9 protein-coding genes are annotated in these 16,493 nt (G+C 64.0%); 5 read left to right on the top strand and 4 right to left on the bottom strand.

Features of this window, described 5'->3' with window-relative positions:
• Window positions 1–479 precede the first annotated feature (479 nt).
• The gene (locus tag WMO64_RS15430) at window positions 480–5,348 is read left to right on the top strand and encodes a M60 family metallopeptidase (RefSeq protein ID WP_349232547.1); all 4,869 of its coding nucleotides are present in this window, start codon (window positions 480–482) and stop codon (window positions 5,346–5,348) included.
• A 20-nt stretch (window positions 5,349–5,368) separates the two neighbouring features.
• Entirely contained in the window at window positions 5,369–6,652 is a 1,284-nt protein-coding gene (locus tag WMO64_RS15425) for an S-layer homology domain-containing protein (RefSeq protein WP_349232546.1), read from the top strand.
• 66 nt (window positions 6,653–6,718) lie between these two features.
• Here the strand turns inward: WMO64_RS15425 and WMO64_RS15420 are convergent, their stop codons facing one another.
• Together WMO64_RS15420 and WMO64_RS15415 are read right to left on the bottom strand one after the other, a co-directional pair.
• Window positions 6,719–7,879 (bottom strand): iron-sulfur cluster-binding domain-containing protein, encoded by a 1,161-nt coding sequence (locus WMO64_RS15420; RefSeq protein WP_294521350.1) that lies wholly within the window; start codon window positions 7,877–7,879, stop codon window positions 6,719–6,721.
• A gap of 1 nt (window position 7,880) precedes the next feature.
• The gene (locus WMO64_RS15415) at window positions 7,881–9,431 is read right to left on the bottom strand and encodes a phytoene desaturase family protein (protein ID WP_294521348.1); all 1,551 of its coding nucleotides are present in this window, start codon (window positions 9,429–9,431) and stop codon (window positions 7,881–7,883) included.
• A 238-nt stretch (window positions 9,432–9,669) separates the two neighbouring features.
• Here WMO64_RS15415 and WMO64_RS15410 point away from each other — a divergent pair, with 238 nt between their 5' ends.
• The 3 genes from WMO64_RS15410 (at window position 9,670) to WMO64_RS15400 (ending at window position 15,374) form a co-directional block, all read left to right on the top strand.
• Window positions 9,670–10,590 (top strand): LysR family transcriptional regulator, encoded by a 921-nt coding sequence (locus WMO64_RS15410; RefSeq protein WP_349232545.1) that lies wholly within the window; start codon window positions 9,670–9,672, stop codon window positions 10,588–10,590.
• A 262-nt stretch (window positions 10,591–10,852) separates the two neighbouring features.
• Window positions 10,853–11,440, top strand: coding sequence for a metallophosphoesterase family protein (locus WMO64_RS15405; protein WP_349232544.1), 588 nt, complete (start codon window positions 10,853–10,855; stop codon window positions 11,438–11,440).
• A gap of 4 nt (window positions 11,441–11,444) precedes the next feature.
• Window positions 11,445–15,374, top strand: a complete 3,930-nt coding sequence (locus tag WMO64_RS15400; protein WP_349232549.1) for a 5'-nucleotidase C-terminal domain-containing protein — start codon at window positions 11,445–11,447, stop codon at window positions 15,372–15,374.
• A 121-nt stretch (window positions 15,375–15,495) separates the two neighbouring features.
• On the opposite strand, the gene mobA is transcribed toward WMO64_RS15400, so the two are convergent.
• Both mobA and WMO64_RS15390 read right to left on the bottom strand, forming a co-directional pair.
• Window positions 15,496–15,981: a molybdenum cofactor guanylyltransferase gene (mobA, locus tag WMO64_RS15395; RefSeq protein ID WP_349232543.1), complete on the bottom strand. Its 486-nt coding sequence runs from the start codon at window positions 15,979–15,981 to the stop codon at window positions 15,496–15,498.
• On the bottom strand, window positions 15,981–16,415 hold the full coding sequence (locus WMO64_RS15390; RefSeq protein WP_349232542.1) for a RidA family protein: 435 nt from the start codon (window positions 16,413–16,415) through the stop codon (window positions 15,981–15,983). The genes mobA and WMO64_RS15390 overlap by 1 nt, the downstream gene beginning before the upstream one ends.
• Window positions 16,416–16,493: the final 78 nt, after the last annotated feature.

The raw sequence follows: 16,493 nt of genomic DNA, 5'->3' as shown, positions 1-16,493 counted from the left end.
AACCCGGCCCGGGCCATCGGCATCTACAGCCGGTGCGGCAGCCTGGAGAGCGGCAAGTGGGCCAACGTGGTGCTGCTGGACCGGGAGCTGAACATCCGCCACATCATTTTCCAGGGCAAAATTGTAAAATAACAGCGAAATAGCACAAAAAAGGAGCCGTTTTCCCCGAAAATCGAGGGGGACGGCTCCTTTTTTGGCGAATTTAGGGATAAATTCCAGGGTGTTGTGAATAATGCCCTAAAAAAGAATGGTTACAATTATTTTTTATGCATACAGCATGAAAAAGCAAAAAGTAACCAAATGTCCATTGAAACCCTAGGAGTAATCAAGTATAATCTCCACACAATCCCAGTCAGGTCACGGCGCGGAGAGAGGGGGGAAAGCCCCTCCGCCGTTCCGGTTCGGGCGTGCGCGCCGCCCGGGGGCCCGGCTGGGAGCAACTATGTCACCAAAGAACTTTGAGAGGAAGGTTGACTGCATTGAAGTATACGCGTCGGGTCGTTTCCGGCCTGCTGAGCCTGGCCATGGTGGGCTCTCTCTGCACCGCTTGGCTGCCGTCCGCAGCCGCCATTTCCACCCAGGAGGACTCCCTCCGTCAGGTGAGCCAGACCACCGGTTCCATTTCTCTGACCATTCGTTTCGCGCTGCCCCAGACGGCGGCTGAGGTGGCCAAGCGGGCCATCAAGCTCCAGCTGACCGACGGCAGCCAGAACAGCGCTATAATCAACCTTGAGACCGGGGAGGTGTCCGGCAGCGGCATCACCGCCGCCCAGGTCTCTGTGGAAAAGCAGAACACACAGGGCGTGGCCATGACCACTGAGGAGCAGATCGGCAGCTACCAGGTGGTGCTCACCGGCCTGCCTGCGGATAAGGACACCGGCAAGGACTACACCCTGACCCTGACCGGCACGGGCTACGCCGCCTGCACTGCCCAAGTCACCCTTCAGGACTACTCCAAGCATGTGATCGTGTCCACGGACGACGGCACCTTCTCCCTGGGCGACCTGGACGGCAGCGGCGCTGTGGACAGTGCCGACCTGACCGCCATGGATGCCCAGCTGGGCCTGAACGGCGCCGGGAACGTCTGCGACCTCAACGGCGACGGGGTGGTGGACATCACCGACCTGTCCTACGTCAACAAGATGGTGGACATCACCGGCACGCCCAAGGTGCTGGACACTGCCGCCATTGTGTCCGCCACTGTGGAGCAGGAGGGCCTGACCGTCACCGACGGCAGCCTGGAGAGCCTGTTCACCGGGGAGAGCACCGTCACCGTGGCCCCTGCCGAGGGGGCCGAGGAGCTGTCCATCCCCATCACCCTGGACAAGCCCACTGAGATGAGCGAGATCTCCATCACCTCCCCCAGCACTGCCGGCGGCATCCAGGCTGGCACCGCTGAGGTGGTGTATCTGGACGAGGAGGGCCGCGAGCAGACCAAGACGGTGTCCTTTGACGTGACCGCCCCCGCCGGCACCCACGCCACCAGCCGCATCGCCGGCGAGAACGTGGTGACCATTGACCTGGGCATGAAGGTGCCCGTGAAGAAGGTCACCATCCAGGTGTCCAAGGTGGAGGGCCAGACTGGCGACAAGCCCGCCTTCGCCACCGTCACCCAGATCGAGTTCCTCAAGGACATCGTGTCCGACGAGATCAAGGCGGACAACCAGGTGAAGGGCGTGGCCGCCACCGCCGGCGACGGCGAGATCACCCTGGTGTGGGAGGCCCTGCCCAACGTGACCGGCTACACCGTGGCCTACGGCACCGAAAAGGACCGCCTGGACCGCACCGCCGGCGCCAACACCAACCGGATCGTGATCTCCGACCTGGAGAACAGCAAGACCTACTACTTCCAGGTCACCGCTGTCAGCGGCGACTGGAGCGGAACCCCCTCCGCGGTGCTCTCCGCCATGCCCCTGCCCGCCACTGTGCCCGGCGCCCCCTCCAACATCGTGGTGGAGAACGCCGACGGCGCCCTGCGCCTGTCCTGGGGCAAGACCAAGGACGCCACCTACTACCAGGTGTTCTATCGGGTGAAGGGCGCGGAGCAGTTCCAGGCCTGGGGGAGCAACACCGCCTCTCTGGGCGCGGTGATCACCGGCCTGACCAACGGCACCGAGTACGAGGTGGCTGTGAAGGCGGGCAACCTCCACGGCACCGGCCCCATGTCCGCCGTGGCTCTGGGCACGCCGGACAAGGAGGGCTTTGAGATGCCCGCCCTGCCCGAGACCAACCGGATTGACAACGGGGAGATCACCTCCATTGTCATGGCCACCCCCAGCAACGTGAACAAGGACCTGTGCCCCAACTTCAACGTGAAGACCGACCTGACCGACAACGACCCCAACACCTACTGGGTGGCGGCCACCTGGTGGGACAACAGCAACATCACCTACACCTTTGCCAGCACCCACGACATGAACTACCTGCTGCTGGTGCCCTACCTGGACGCCGCCTACAAGAACCGCATCGGCAACTACACCATCACCCTGAAGGGTGAGGACGGCCAGACTCTGGCCACCTACTACCGTGACGGCGCCAACATCACCGGCAGCAACTACTATATCTTCTCCTTCCCCGAGACCAAGGGGGTCAAGAGCGTGACCCTGGGCATGGGCGAGAAGACCGGCGGCCCCCGTGTGAGCATCTCCGAGATCGCCTTCTATGACAGCGACACCCTGGCCGACGACATCTCCGCCCTGTTCACCGACGGCGCCTTCACCCAGCTGCGGGGCGATGTGGAGCAGGCCGACATCACCGCCCTGCGGGAGCGCCTGTCCGCCCTGAGCAGCTTCTATATGGACCTGTCCCGGCTCAGCGACGAGCTGAACCTGGCCCAGGCCCTGCTGGACAAGGAGGACGACGCCCTGGGCCTGGTGAAAAACGACTTCCAGAGCCGCAGCACCGCCGCCGCCGCCGACAAGGCCGCCGGCCAGACTGCCAGCGACCTCCAGCCCCTGGGCATCACCGCCGCCGCCGGGGCCACCGTGGCCATCTACGCCGACCTGCCCGACGACGCCACCGTCTACGTGGTGCCCACCCAGTTCTACGGCGAGTCCGGCGTGTGGAAGGGCACCCCCGTGGCCCTGAAGAACGGCCGCAACTACATCACCATTGAGAAGATCGGCAGCCTGAGCGCCACCCGGGGCGGCCCCCTGTACCTGACCTATGCCGGCAGCAATCCCGAGCAGATCAAGTTCCAGGTCCGGGTGCTGACCAACGCCTGGGAGATGCCCGTGCTGGAGCTGTCCAACTGGTACGCCCTGGGCGAGGACGCCCGCAAGGAGGCCATCGGCGCCTATGTGGACGCCCTGACCGCCTGGGTGGACGGCCTGTCCGCCAGCGGCCTGACCACCGACATCCGCAACGCCACCGAGATCTCCACCCCCAGCGTGCTCCTCTCCATCCCCGCCGACCAGGCCCTGGCCGGGCTCAAGGGCGTGAACCGGGACAGGGACGCCATGGTGAACGCCATGTACCAGAACATCCTGGCCTGGGAGGAGGAGCTCTTCATCGCCAACAAGGTCCAGGGAATCATTGACGCCAATACCGCCCTGACCGGCTACACCTATCCCATGACCACCCGCCAGAACATCCGCTACATGCGCATGTTCGCCGGCGCCTTCATGTACGCCGCCGGCAACCACGTGGGCGTGGAGTACGGCTCCACCGCCGCCCTGGTCCAGGGCAAGCCCACCTCCGCCACCGGCGAGGGCAACGCCAACGGCCTGTTCGGCTGGGGCATCGCCCACGAGATCGGCCACAACATGGACAAGCTGGGCAAGACCGAGTGCACCAACAACATCTACTCCCTGGCCCTCCAGGCCTGGGACGGCAGCTCCATGGACCTGACCACCCGCCTCACCGAGGACGGCCGCTGGGCCCAGATCTTTGACAAGGTGGCTCAGGGCCGCCCCGGCGCCGCCAACAACGTGTTCGTCCAGCTGGGCATGTACTGGCAGCTCCACCTGGCCTATGACGGGGCCGACCAGCCTCTGGCCTTCTTCAACCAGTTCTTCAAGCTGTGGAAGAGCGGCGAGTACGGCAGCGGCTACACCTACGACGAGCGGGTGGCCCTCATCGCCTCCAAGGTGGCCGACCGGAACCTGACCGAGTTCTTCACCCGCTGGGGCATGATCCTCAGCGACGGCGTGAAGGACATCCTGGGCGGCTACACCGCCGAGGACCGCGCCATCTGGTACCTGAACGACGCCTCCCGCACCTACCGTCTGGCCAGCGGCCAGGCCGCTGACGGCGCCGCCACCGTGTCCGCCTCTGTCAGCGAGTCCAAGGTGACCCTGACCATCAGCCACACCGACAGCGCCAACATCCTGGGCTATGAGATCCGCCGCAACGGCAAGGCCATCGCCTTCACCACCGAGGCCTCCTATGTGGACGACCTGGGGGCCGCCAACAACCTGACCTACACCTACTCCGTGGTGCCTGTGGACAAGCTGGGCAACCTGGGCGCCGAGGCCCAGGCTGAGGAGGTCCTGGTGGCATACGACAAGACCATCAGCGCCGACCTGTACCAGGTGGAGCAGGGCGAGGGCACCCTCACCTTTACCATGAAGAACGCCGCCGCCGTGAACGTCACCGGCATCAAGGTCACCAATGAGAGCGAGATGAGCGGCGAGTACACCGTCACCGCCACGGTGCGGGTGACCGACGACCAGGAGCGGACCGAGGAGAAGAGCGTCACCGTCAAGACCGGCACCCTGACCGGCTCCGAGCTGGTGGCCTACTTCACCAAGCCCGGCGCCCAGCCCGACGACACCCGCATCTGGACCTACTCCGTGGTGTCCCTGACCGTCACCGGCGTGCCCGAGGGCGCTGCCGTGGAGCTGCTGGACTATCCCGGCGACCGGGTGGACTTCTACGAGGGCGCCACCGTGGGCATCCTGAAGAACGCCTACGGCGACATCCCCGCCGGCACCCTGGTGATCCTGGGCACCTACCGGGGCGACCCCGTGTACAACTACGTGGAGATCCAGGCCCGGTACAACACCACCCCCGAGGCGGGCGACGTGACCAGCGTGGAGCGGGCCATGAACGGCGAGCTGTACCTGCTGGCCGAGATCCCCGCCGACGGCGCGGTCAGCGACACCAGCGACGGCTTCTTCATCTTCGTGCCCGACATGGAGAAGGAGGAGGAGCTCAACAGCGCCTCCGGCGTCACCGACCGGTATCCCATTGAGATCCGCGCCGTGTTCTACCGCACCGACGACCCCAACAGCGCCGACAGCAAGCGCGTCACCAGCCAGACCCTGTGGATCAGCTTCCCCGACGGCGGCGACGATGAGCACCCGGTGGAGCTGCCCGAGATTGTACTGACCGGCAATGCCGGATAACGAGGGAGGATAAAAAAATCGTGCGCAAGACTTCCGTTTTGTCCCTGCTGCTGGCCCTGGCCATGGCAGTTTCCCTGCTGGCAGTCCCCGCCTCCGCCGCCTCCGGCGGCCCCCGGCTGGTGGTCTCCTCCGACAAGGAGGCCACCAGCCAGGAGGTGGGCTTCACCGGCCTGCCCGACGGCTGCCAGAGCCTGCAGGTGACCTTTGCGCTGTCCGAGGACAGCACGGTGTACGCCTTTGCCGCAGACAGCAGCGTGAGCGACATCCCCGGCGTGTACACCACCTTCAAGCAGGACGGCGCCAACGTGACCGTCTATGTCACCGCCAAGTCCGGCGCCCTGACGGCGGACGGGGCCCTGACCCTGGGCGTGATCTCCACCGCCGATACCCCCTTCACCGTGGTCAAGGCCTCTGACATGAAGACCCTGGACAGCGGCCTGGGGGAGACCACCTATCCCACTGTGGATGAGAACGGCGTCACCGGCGATGTGGTCACCACCTGGCCCGTCACCGTCAACGCCGCCGCCGGCGGCAAGGTGGGCGTCAGCCCCAGCCGCGCCCCCATCGGCATGAGCGTCACCCTGACCGTGCAGCCCCAGGAGGGCTACCGGCTGGAGAGCCTGACCGCCGTGGACGCCTCCGGCAAGGCCCTGGACCTGCGGGACAGAGGGGACGGCCGGTACACCTTCACCATGCCCGCCTCCGCTGTGACCGTCACCGCCTCCTTCCGGGGCGGCGAGGCCCCCGCCGGCCTGCCCTTCACCGATGTGGTGTCCGGCAGCTGGTACTATGACAGCGTGGCCTATGTCTACGAGAAGGGCCTCATGGGCGGCACCGGCGACGGCCTCTTCGCCCCCGACCTGACCACCACCCGCGGCATGATCGTCACCAATCTCTACCGTCTGGCGGGCAGCCCCGCCGCCACCGCCGCGGCCGGTTTTGCCGATGTGGCCGCCGGCGCCTGGTACGCCGACGCGGTGAACTGGGCCAACGCCAACGGCATCGTCACCGGCTACGGGGACGGCCGCTTCGGCCCTGAGGACACCATCACCCGGGAGCAGATGGCGGTCATTCTCTACCGCTACGCCCGCAGCCTGGGCAAGGACGTGTCCGCCGCTGCCGACCTGTCCGCTTACACCGACGCCGCCGGCATCGGCGAATACGCGGTGGAGGCCGTGGGCTGGGCGGCGGCCAAGGGCCTGCTCACCGGCACCGACGCCGGGGCTCTGCTGCCCTCCGGTTCCGCCACCCGCTCCCAGGCCGCCGCGCTCCTCATGCGGTTCTGCGAGAACGTGCTCAAGTAAAAAACATAAAAATCCCTTCCCCATGGCTATGGGGAAGGGATTTTTGTTGTTCAGAGCGGGACGGACTCACTCCGCCGGAGGCACGTCGATCTCCATGTCGCTGAGGGGGTAGGTGACACAGGGGTGGATGAAGCCGAACTTCCGGTCGGCCTCCCGGCGTCCATCCCGGCCCTCGGCCACCAGGAACTGGCCGCTCAGCCACTTGCTGTGGCAGTAGCCGCAGCCGCCGGCCCGGCACTTGTTGGGGGCGGGGATGCCCGCCCGCTCCATGGCGGTGAGCAGGGTCTCGTTCTCCCTGGCGTCCACGGTATAGGCCTCATCCCGGATGTGGACGGTGAGGCGGAAGGTGCGTGGGTTGTCCACCGCCCGGTCGCCGCAGAAGGTGGCGTCCTTGCGGATGGCCTTCACCGGCAGGCCGTAGGGGGCCAGCTCCTTGAGCACAAAGTCGTACATGGCCTTGGGGCCGCAGAGGAAGAAGGTCACGTCCCGGATGTCCACATACTTCTCCATCAGGGCGGCGGACACAAAGCCGTGTTCGTAGCCGGGTTTGTCCTCGTCGCTGAGGACGTAGATCACCCGCAGGCCCTTGGCGGCCAGGGCGTCCAGCTCCTGCTTGTAGGCGATGCGGGCCTCGTCCCGGGCGCCGTAGAACAGGGTCATCTCATAGTCCTCGTCCCCCTCGGCCATGCTCTTGGCCATGGAGAGGAAGGGGGTGATGCCCGTGCCGCCGGCCACGCAGACGATGCGCTTCTTGTCCCGCAGGGTCTCATAGTGGAACTCGCCGGAGGGCTCGGTCATGGTGAACCGGTCCCCCACGGACACCTGATTGTTCAGAAAGCCGGAGAAGAACCCGGCGTTCTCCACGCCCAGCACCAGCTTGTTCTCCAGGGCCTCCCGGGGACTGGAGGCGATGGAGTAGGGGCGGCTGACCAGGCTGCCGCCCACCTGGCCCCGGAGGGACACATACTGTCCCGCACGGAAAAAGGGGAAGGCGGTGGCGTCCACCCGTTTGAAGGTGAGCTCGGTCATGCCGGGGGTGAGGGGCCGCACGGCGGTCACTTCCACCGCCATCTCGCCGGGGTGGAGGGCCTTGGCCAGCTGGTTGGTGCGGTAGGAGGTGGGCAGGGGGGTGTCCGGGCCGTTGGCCAGGGCCTCCCGCCGGTTGGGCACCAGCTTGGTGAACCGGAGCATATCCATAAAGCCGAAGATCTGTCGCTTGAATTTCATGTTACTTCCCCTCCCGCTTGAGATCGCCCACCGTCTGGCGGCCGGACAGGTCGCCGGAGACGTAGGCGCTGGAATAGCCGCTGGAGCGCATGGCGTAGCCGCCGGCGAACCGGAGGCCGGGGGAGAGGGCGGCGTCCTCCTTCAGCATCATCATGCGGGGCATGAGGCTGTCCCAGTCCGCGGTCTCGTAGCCGTAGATAACGCCCTGGGGATGGCCGCAGTACCGGGCGTAGGTGGTAGGGGAGGCCACTGCGATCTCCTCAATGGCGTCCCGGATCTTGCAGCCGGTCTCCCGCTCAAAGACCCGGATCATATCGTCGGCCACCCTGTCCTTGGCCTTGAAGTAGTCGGTCTCGGACACGTTGCCCCAGTCGTCCGACATGATCAGGGTGGTGAAGTACATCATGCAGGTGCCCTCGGGGGAACAGGCGGGGTAGGCGTTGTTGAGGCAGACGGTGGCCTGGACGTGGTTGGTGTCCACCTTCCGCATCAGGTCGTACTGCCTGACCGTGTCGGCGGTGTCGTAGATAAAGTAGTTGTGGCTCTTGATGCCCAGCTCCTCCGCCGACTTGTTCAGACCCAGGAACAGGCTGAAACCCCGGCCGGCAAAGGTGCGGGCGTTGGTAGCCCGGACCATCTGCTCGGTGACCGACTTCTTCTCCAGCATCTTGCCGAACACCAGATGGGGGGAGCAGTTGGCGATGACATGGCGGGTGGCAATCTCGGTGCCGTCGGTGAGGCGGACGCCCCGGATGGCGTTGTTGTCGTCGGTGAGAATGGTCTGGGCCTCCGAGTGGTACCAGATATGGCCTCCCAGCTCCCGGATGCGCTGGTCCATGGCCAGGCTGATCTCGTGGGAGCGCATCTTAGGCATCCAGGCGTCCCGGGTGATGTAACGGATGACCATGGAGCCGTAGTGCAGGAAGCTCATGCGGTCGCAGTCCACGCCCAGGTAGCACCAGTAGGCGTTGAGGATATCCCGGGCCTTCTGAGGCATCTTCAGGGACTCCAGCACCTGGTTGACCGAGTAGCTGCCCGCCTTGATGAAGTTGGGGAAGTGGGACTTCATATAGTCGGAGTCGGTGTTGCCGTTGACCGAGTTGGAGTAGGTCTGGGCGTCCCGCACCTCATTGCACAGGTCAAAGAAGTCGGTCATGGACTTGCGGGAGCCGGGGACATACTGCTCCATCTTGTTGATGAAGGCCTCCACGCCGAAGGGCATCTCGCAGTCGTACTGCTTGTCGGTGGTGATGAGGTGGTAGGCCTCGGGGATGCGGATCCAGTCGATCTTGTCCTCCACGCCCAGATCCCGGAACAGGGTGCGGATGTCGCCGGGGGCCTGGGGGGAGCCGAAATCGTTGAGCTCGTGGAGGCTGGCCTCAAACTCAAAGCGGCCCCGCTTGAAACTGGTGGCGAAGCCGCCGGGCAGATTGTGCTTCTCCAGCAGCAGGCAGGAATACCCGCCCTGGAGCACCCGGATGGCGGCGGTGAGGCCGCCGTTGCCGGCGCCGATAACCACCACGTCATAGTGCTTGACACTCTGTTTATCCATGAAAACCTCCTGTATCCGGCGGTGCGCAGTCCGCCCGGTGCCGGACGGGCCGCAGCCTGCCTGATGTGGCGTACAGGGCCGGGCTGTTCCTCGGTCCTGGCTGAGATTGTGAAATTATCCGCATAGATTGTATCAGCTGCCCGGAGGACCGTAAAGAAACAACTTGTCGTTGAAGCACACAATAAAACGTTGTATATTAAGAAGAGAACGCGGCACACAGAGCAGGGGGGACAAAGGGATGCAAATGAAGGTAATCGAGGCTTTTCTGGCCCTCTATGAGGCCAAAAGCTTTTCCCGGGCCAGCTGGGTCCTGTTCATCACCCAGCAGGGGCTCAGCCGCCAGATCCGGGCTCTGGAGGGGGAAGTGGGGCAGGTACTCTTTGACCGCAGCCGCATGGGAGCCCAGCCCACCGAGGCAGCCCACCGGCTCTATCCCTATTACCGCCAGATCCTGGAGCTCTACCGGGCGTCCCAGCAGGCTCTGGGGACCCGGGAGGGGGAGCGGCGGCAGCTGCGCATCGGCTTTGCCTATGGAATCTCCAGCGGCGGTGGGGCGGACTACCTGATGGAATACCAGCAGCTCCACCCGGAGGTACAGGTGGAGATCCAGGAGTGGTCCAAGGAGCAGTGCATCCACAAGCTGCTCCACAACCGGCTGGATGTGGCCTTTCTCATCAACCCATTTCCCGAAAATCTGTTCCGCGCCAGCCGGATCACCACCGACCACATGTACGCCGCCATGCACAGCACCCACCCTCTGGCGGCGGAGTCCGGTCCTCTGGAGTTCCGGTCCCTGGCGGGGGAGGATCTGATCACCGGTTCGCCGGAGAACGCCATGCGGCAGTTTTTCGACTACTGCTGCGTCCTGACCCAGATCCACCCCCGGATCTCCCTGGCCTCCGGCCACAACCTGGACCTGATCAACACCATGACCGAGAATGTGGGAGTGGCCACCCTCAACTCCGCCATGGCCCTGCGGGTGACCAACCCGGATGTGAGCATCCGCAGGCTGATTTTGCCCTGTGAGGGGTATCTCTACGGCTGCGTGCCTCTCTACTGCGGCCAGGAGGATATGCCTGTCCAACTGGTTCGCTACGCCCAGGAGTACTATGCCCGCCATCCCCTGCCGTCCTACCCCGCCGGCCAGGCCCATAATTAATATATAATTTGAAGAAAATGTGAAGCTAAAATATGAATAATTGTCCAAAAATAACAAATAATCGGACATTTGTCCGAGACAGATGTCCGATTTGTAACTATAATGAAATAATAGCATGACAGAGAAGAAAGGCGGTGAAAACGATAAAAAATTCACAAAAAGGGGGGCAGACAGGCGGGAGAGACGAAGGAATGGATAGGTAAGCTTTTTTGACAGAAGTAGTTCTATATTTCCACACGAGAGAAAAGGAAGGATGAAAGCTGTGAAAAAGGAACACAACCGTCTGTTGGCGGTGGTTCTGGCGCTGGCGCTGTGCTTTAGCTTTATTCCCGGCGCAGCCTATGCGGCAGATACTGAGGTCGAGTCTAAGACAATCGGTGTGTACTCCACTACGGACATGCACGGCAAGGTATATAGTGAGAACCCTGTGGGCGGCACCTTCAACAACAGTTATCTGAAGGTGGCAACGGCCATGGCGAGCGAGCGGGCGGCCATGGACGGCACCATTCTGATCGACAATGGCGACGCCATTCAGGGCACCACCATCACCAGCTACAATGTAAACGTGGAGGGCGGCGAGAACAACCCGGTGGCCCTCTGCCTGCGCTACTGCGGGTACGATGTGTTTGTCCCCGGCAACCACGAGTTCAACTACACCATGTCGGTGCAGAAGAACTTCTACGACATGCTGGCGGCTCCCGCCGGGGACTCTGATGAGGCCGGTGACCGCCGTGTGCGCCAATCTGCTGGACACCGAGACCGGCGAGGTGGCCGACCCCTACGTCCCCTATGTGATCAAGGAGTTCCAGGTGGGAGAGAAGACCTTCAAAATCGCCGTCCTGGGCTTTGAGAACATGAACGTGCCCAACTGGGACGTGGCCTCCCACTACGAGGGCATGCAGTTCTGGAGCGACGGCAACACGGAGCACTCCTATGCCTGGGAGTGGGAGAACAAGTGGAAGGCCGAGCTGGAAGAGGCGGGCTGCGACATCGTCATCGTGGCTGCCCACAGCGGCGAGGGCTCTGCCGACAACTTCAATGTGGAGAGCCAGGTGGCCTACTTTGTGGCCAACACCGACGGCATCGACATGGTCATCGCCGGCCACAACCACTCTGTGGGCACCAGCACCCTGCACAATAAGAACGGTGAGAGCGTCCCCTGCGTCAACGGCGGCACCAGCCGGCTGACCAAGACGGTCATCACCCTCAACAGCGACGGAACCTATTCCTTCGGCGACAGCTCCCTCATCAATCTGGGCGACAACTCCCTGGTCAACGACGAGGGCCTGAGCGCCCAGATCAAGCCCACTTACGACGCGGCGGTGGAGTTTGTCAACGAGCCCATCGGCACCCTCACCGGCCAGTGGGATACGGTGAGCGGCAAGACGCTCTACTCCGTCCAGGGCGACATCACCGACCTGATTCACAAGGCCCAGATCTGGGCGGTGGAGCAGGGCCTTGCCCGGAGCGCTGATGCGGACAAGTACAAGGATGAGACCATCATCTCCATCACCAGCCCTGTGGCCAGCAACGGCTTCACCGTGGCCGGCCTGTTTGGAGAGGGCGCCGACACCGCCACCATCAGCCTGAAGGACTGCTACTCCATCTACAGATACGACAACAACCTGCTCTATGCCATTGAGATGACCGGAAAGCAGCTCAAGGACTGGCTGGAGCACTGCACCGGGGACTACAAAGTCAGCGGCGACACCATCTCCGGCGGCGGGTACGGCACGGATATCGTCTATGGCATCAACTACGAGGTCTACCTGGGTGAGGACCAGGGCAGCCGGGTGGTCAACATGACCTGGCCCGACGGCACGCCCGTGAAGGACGACGACAAGTTTATCGTGGGCCTGTCCAGCTACCGTCTGGCCGCCAACGCCGATGCGGATGAGTACGGCTGGTACGCCGCCACCGGCATCGACATGACCAAGGCCATCTGGGACGGCACCGTGGACGCTGAGTTCGGCGCTGTGGGCGGCTCCATCCCCCTGATCGTGGGCGAGTACATCAAGGCCATGTGCCAGGACGGCGGCACCATTGCTCCGGGGGCCGAGACCCACTGGACCATCCATGCGGGCGCCAATCCTGACAGCGTCACCCCCACCGAGATCATGGTCATGTCCACCACCGACGTGCACGGCAAGGTGTGGGACACCGACGTGCTCACCGACTCCAGCGTGAACAACAGCCTGCTGAAGGTGGCCACCGCCGTGGACGACATCCGGGCGGACTATGAGAACACCATTCTCATCGACAATGGCGACCTGTTCCAGGGCACCACCCTGTCCACCTACAACATCCTCTCCCAGAACGGGGAGAACAACCCCATGGTTCTGGCGCTGCGGAACATCGGCTACGACGCCTTTGTCCTGGGCAACCATGAGTTCAACTACTCCTGGGAGGTCATGCAGTCCATGTACGGCCAGCTGGAGGCCGAGGACGACGAGAACGGCACCAGTGTCAGCGTGCTGGCCGCCAACCTGTACTGGCGCGACGGCGACAACGCCGGCCAGAACGCCTTCACGCCCTACACCACCAAGACCTTCCAGGTGGACGGCCAGGAGTTCAAGGTGGGCATCATCGGCTTTGAGAACACCGACTGTGACCAGTTCGACGTGCCCGCCAACTTCGGCGTGGGCGACGACGGCACCGGCGGCGTGACCCTGACGCCTCCCGGCAACCCCACCCGCGACATGGCCCTTGAGGCGGAGAAGTATGTCACCCAGCTGCGCAAGCCCGAGGCTGAGGGCGGCGAGGGCTGCGACTTCGTCATCGTGGCCTACCACTCCGGCGTGGGCAGCGGCAACACCGAAGGCGATCTGGTCATCGGCACCAACACTGAGAACCAGATTGCCCGCATGGTGGCCGGCAACACCGGCATCGACCTGGTCATCGCCGGTCACGACCACCAGTCCTACCGCACCAGGACTACCCCCGACAAGAACGGCAACCAGATCCCCGTCATCAACGGCGGCGGCGGCTCTCTGGCCCGGGCAGTGGTGTCCGTGTCCTACGACGCCGAGAGCGGCGCCTTTACCACCTCGGTGGAGGACCTGGGCAACCAGAGCCTGAGCAAGCTGGAGAACGACGCTGAGCTGAAGACCCTCATCCAGCCCGCGGCCACCGCGGCGGAGAACTATGTGAACTCCCAGTACGGCACCGCCATCGGCACCTGGGACGGCAACAGCAGCTTCCGTCTGGGCCACAACGACACCATCGACCTGGTCAACCGGTCCCAGATCTGGACCGCCCGCCAGAACGGCGTCGCCATGGACGCGGCTGCCACCACCGACATCGTGTCCAACCGCTACACCGTGTCCGCCGGCCCCATCTCCCTGAAGGACATCTACCGGATGTACCGGTACGACAACTATCTGTACGCCGTTGAGATGACCGGCGCCCAGCTGAAGGCGTGGCTGGAGGGCGTGGCCGCCTTCTACTCCGCCCAGGTGGACGGCGAGGACATCACCTACAAGGTGCAGAGCAACTTTGTCACCGCCCTGTTCTACGGCCTGGACTTCCAGTATGACCTGGCCAAGCCCGAGGGAGAGCGGGTGGTGAACCTGAAGCTCTCCTCCACCGGCGAGCCCATCACCGACAGCCAGACCCTGATCGTGGGCGTCAACAACTACGTCATCGGCCAGGACCCCTTTGTCAAGGCCATGGGCAAGGACGCCTCCAGCACGGAGGAGAAGGCTGAGATCATCGCCAACGCACTGTGGTCCTCCCAGGCGGCCCTGGGCGACGAGCAGGGCCTTGTCACCCAGATGGTGGCCAACTTTGTCAAGAGCGAGAGTGAGAGCGAGGCCGGCGGCGTGATGCCCGCGCCCTCCGGCTGGAGCCTGGGTTACAACGTTGCGGTGGAGGAGGAGCCCGTCTATACGCCTCCCACTGTCTCCACCAACAATTCCCTGGTTTCCGTGGGGACCCAGCAGGTCACCGTCACCCTCAAGAACGATCTGACCAGCGCCCAGCAGGCTCAGCTGGTCAGAGAGAACACCTCCAAGCCTGTCGTGATCTCCGCCGACGGTCTCTCCGTCACCATTCCCGCTGGCACCCTCTCCACCGGAGCGGATGTCAATGCCATGATCGTGGACCCGGCTGACGGCGGCAATGTGGTGCAGGTCACGCTGAAGGACGGTACCACCCAGATCCTGCCCTTCGCGGTGGTGGAGAACGGTGAGGTGAGCTATGTGGCCGATGTGGAGGGCACTTACCGCCTGATCGACAACACCAAGACCTTCACCGACGTGGGCAGCGGCTACTGGGCTGCTGAAGCCATCGACTTTGTCACCGCTCACGAGTTCTTCAACGGCACCGGCAACGGCGCTTTCGCCCCCGACGCGCTGATGACCAGAGCCATGCTGGTCACCGTCCTCTACCGCATTGACGGCGAGAAGACGGCTGTCTCCTCCGGCTTTGCCGATGTGGCTGACGGTACCTGGTACACCGACGCGGTGAACTGGGCGGCCGAGACCGGCGTGGTCGCCGGCACCGGCGCGGGCTTTGATCCCGACGGCACCATCACCCGCGAGCAGCTGTGCACCATCCTGGTCCGCTACATGGAGACTGCGGGCCTGGAGCTGGAGCAGGTTGCGGATACCAGCAGCTTCACCGACCTGGATACGGTCAGCAGCTGGGCTGGCGACAGCGTGGAGCTGTGCATCAAGTGCGGCCTGCTCAACGGCAGACCCGGCGGCCTGAGCGATCCTCAGGGGACCGCCACCCGGGCTGAGATCGCGACGCTTCTGACCCGGCTCGTCCAGGCGGCTGTGTAAACGGACACTGCCCGCTCAGGGCGGATCGCATCCGCAAATACCAAACGCAGACAGGCGGCAGGCACTTTCGTGCCTGCCGCCTGTCTGCGTTTTATCTGTAATCTTGTCTGGGGACACGGTGCTATATGTTGCCGGAAGAGGAAAGCCTGTTCCAGTCCTCCGGCGTGTTGATGTTGGAGAGGGCTGTATCCGGGATGGAAGTATCCGCCAGGGAGACCACCTGTCCGCCGGCGCTGTAAAAGAACTGGGTGACCCTGCGGCAGCCCTGTTCCAGCTGGGACAGCAGCAGGGGGAGGCAGTCCTTCATGTACACGCCGCAGAGGGGGTGGAGGCGGCCGGTGCGGTCCTCCACAGCCCAGGCCGGCCAGCCTCTGTCCCGAAAGGACAGCAGAAAGGAAAAGAGCTCCGGCGTGACCAGGGGCACGTCGCAGGACACGGCCAGCAGCCCGTCGCTGCGGCAGGCCAGAAGGGCGGAGGCGATGCGGTCCAGGAAGCGGACGCCGGCGCTGTCCCGCAGGGCGGCCTTGGGCCGGCCGCCCATGCGCCGGTTCTGTCCTCCGGCCAGGATGAGGCCCCCGATGGCGGGCCCCCGGGACGGCGCGGACATCAGCAGCCGCAGCCGCAGGCGGGGGCGCCCAGCATGTCGGCGGTGGGGATCTCGCCCCGGGCGCAGAGGACCTCGATCTCCACCAGGGCGCCCATAGGCAGGGCGGCCACCTGGAAGGCACTGCGGGCGGGGTAGTCGGAGGTGATGTTCTGGGCGTAGATCTCGTTCATGGTGGCAAAGTCCCGGATGTCGGCCAGGTACACGGTGGACTTGATTACGTTGTCAAAGGAGAGCTCGGCCTCCTCCAGGATGGCGGCCAGGTTGCGGAAGCACTGGCGGGTCTGCTCCTGGATGCCGCCCTCCACCAGCTTGCCGGTGGCGGGGTCAATAGGGAGCTGGCCGGAGGTGGCCACAATGCCGTTGACACACACGGCCTGAGAGTAGGGGCCGATGGCGGCGGGGGCTTTTTCGGTGGCGATGATGCTCTTTTTCATGGGGAAGATCTCCTTTCATCTGGCAGCGGAAGACTGCGATCAGCTGCACTTAACTTATTATATAGAATAATACGACAG

Origin of the sequence: Pseudoflavonifractor intestinihominis (assembly GCF_040096055.1) — a bacterium.
In the GTDB taxonomy this organism is placed as follows: domain Bacteria; phylum Bacillota; class Clostridia; order Oscillospirales; family Oscillospiraceae; genus Pseudoflavonifractor; species Pseudoflavonifractor intestinihominis.
This window is presented reverse-complemented; position numbering and strand designations above follow the sequence as displayed.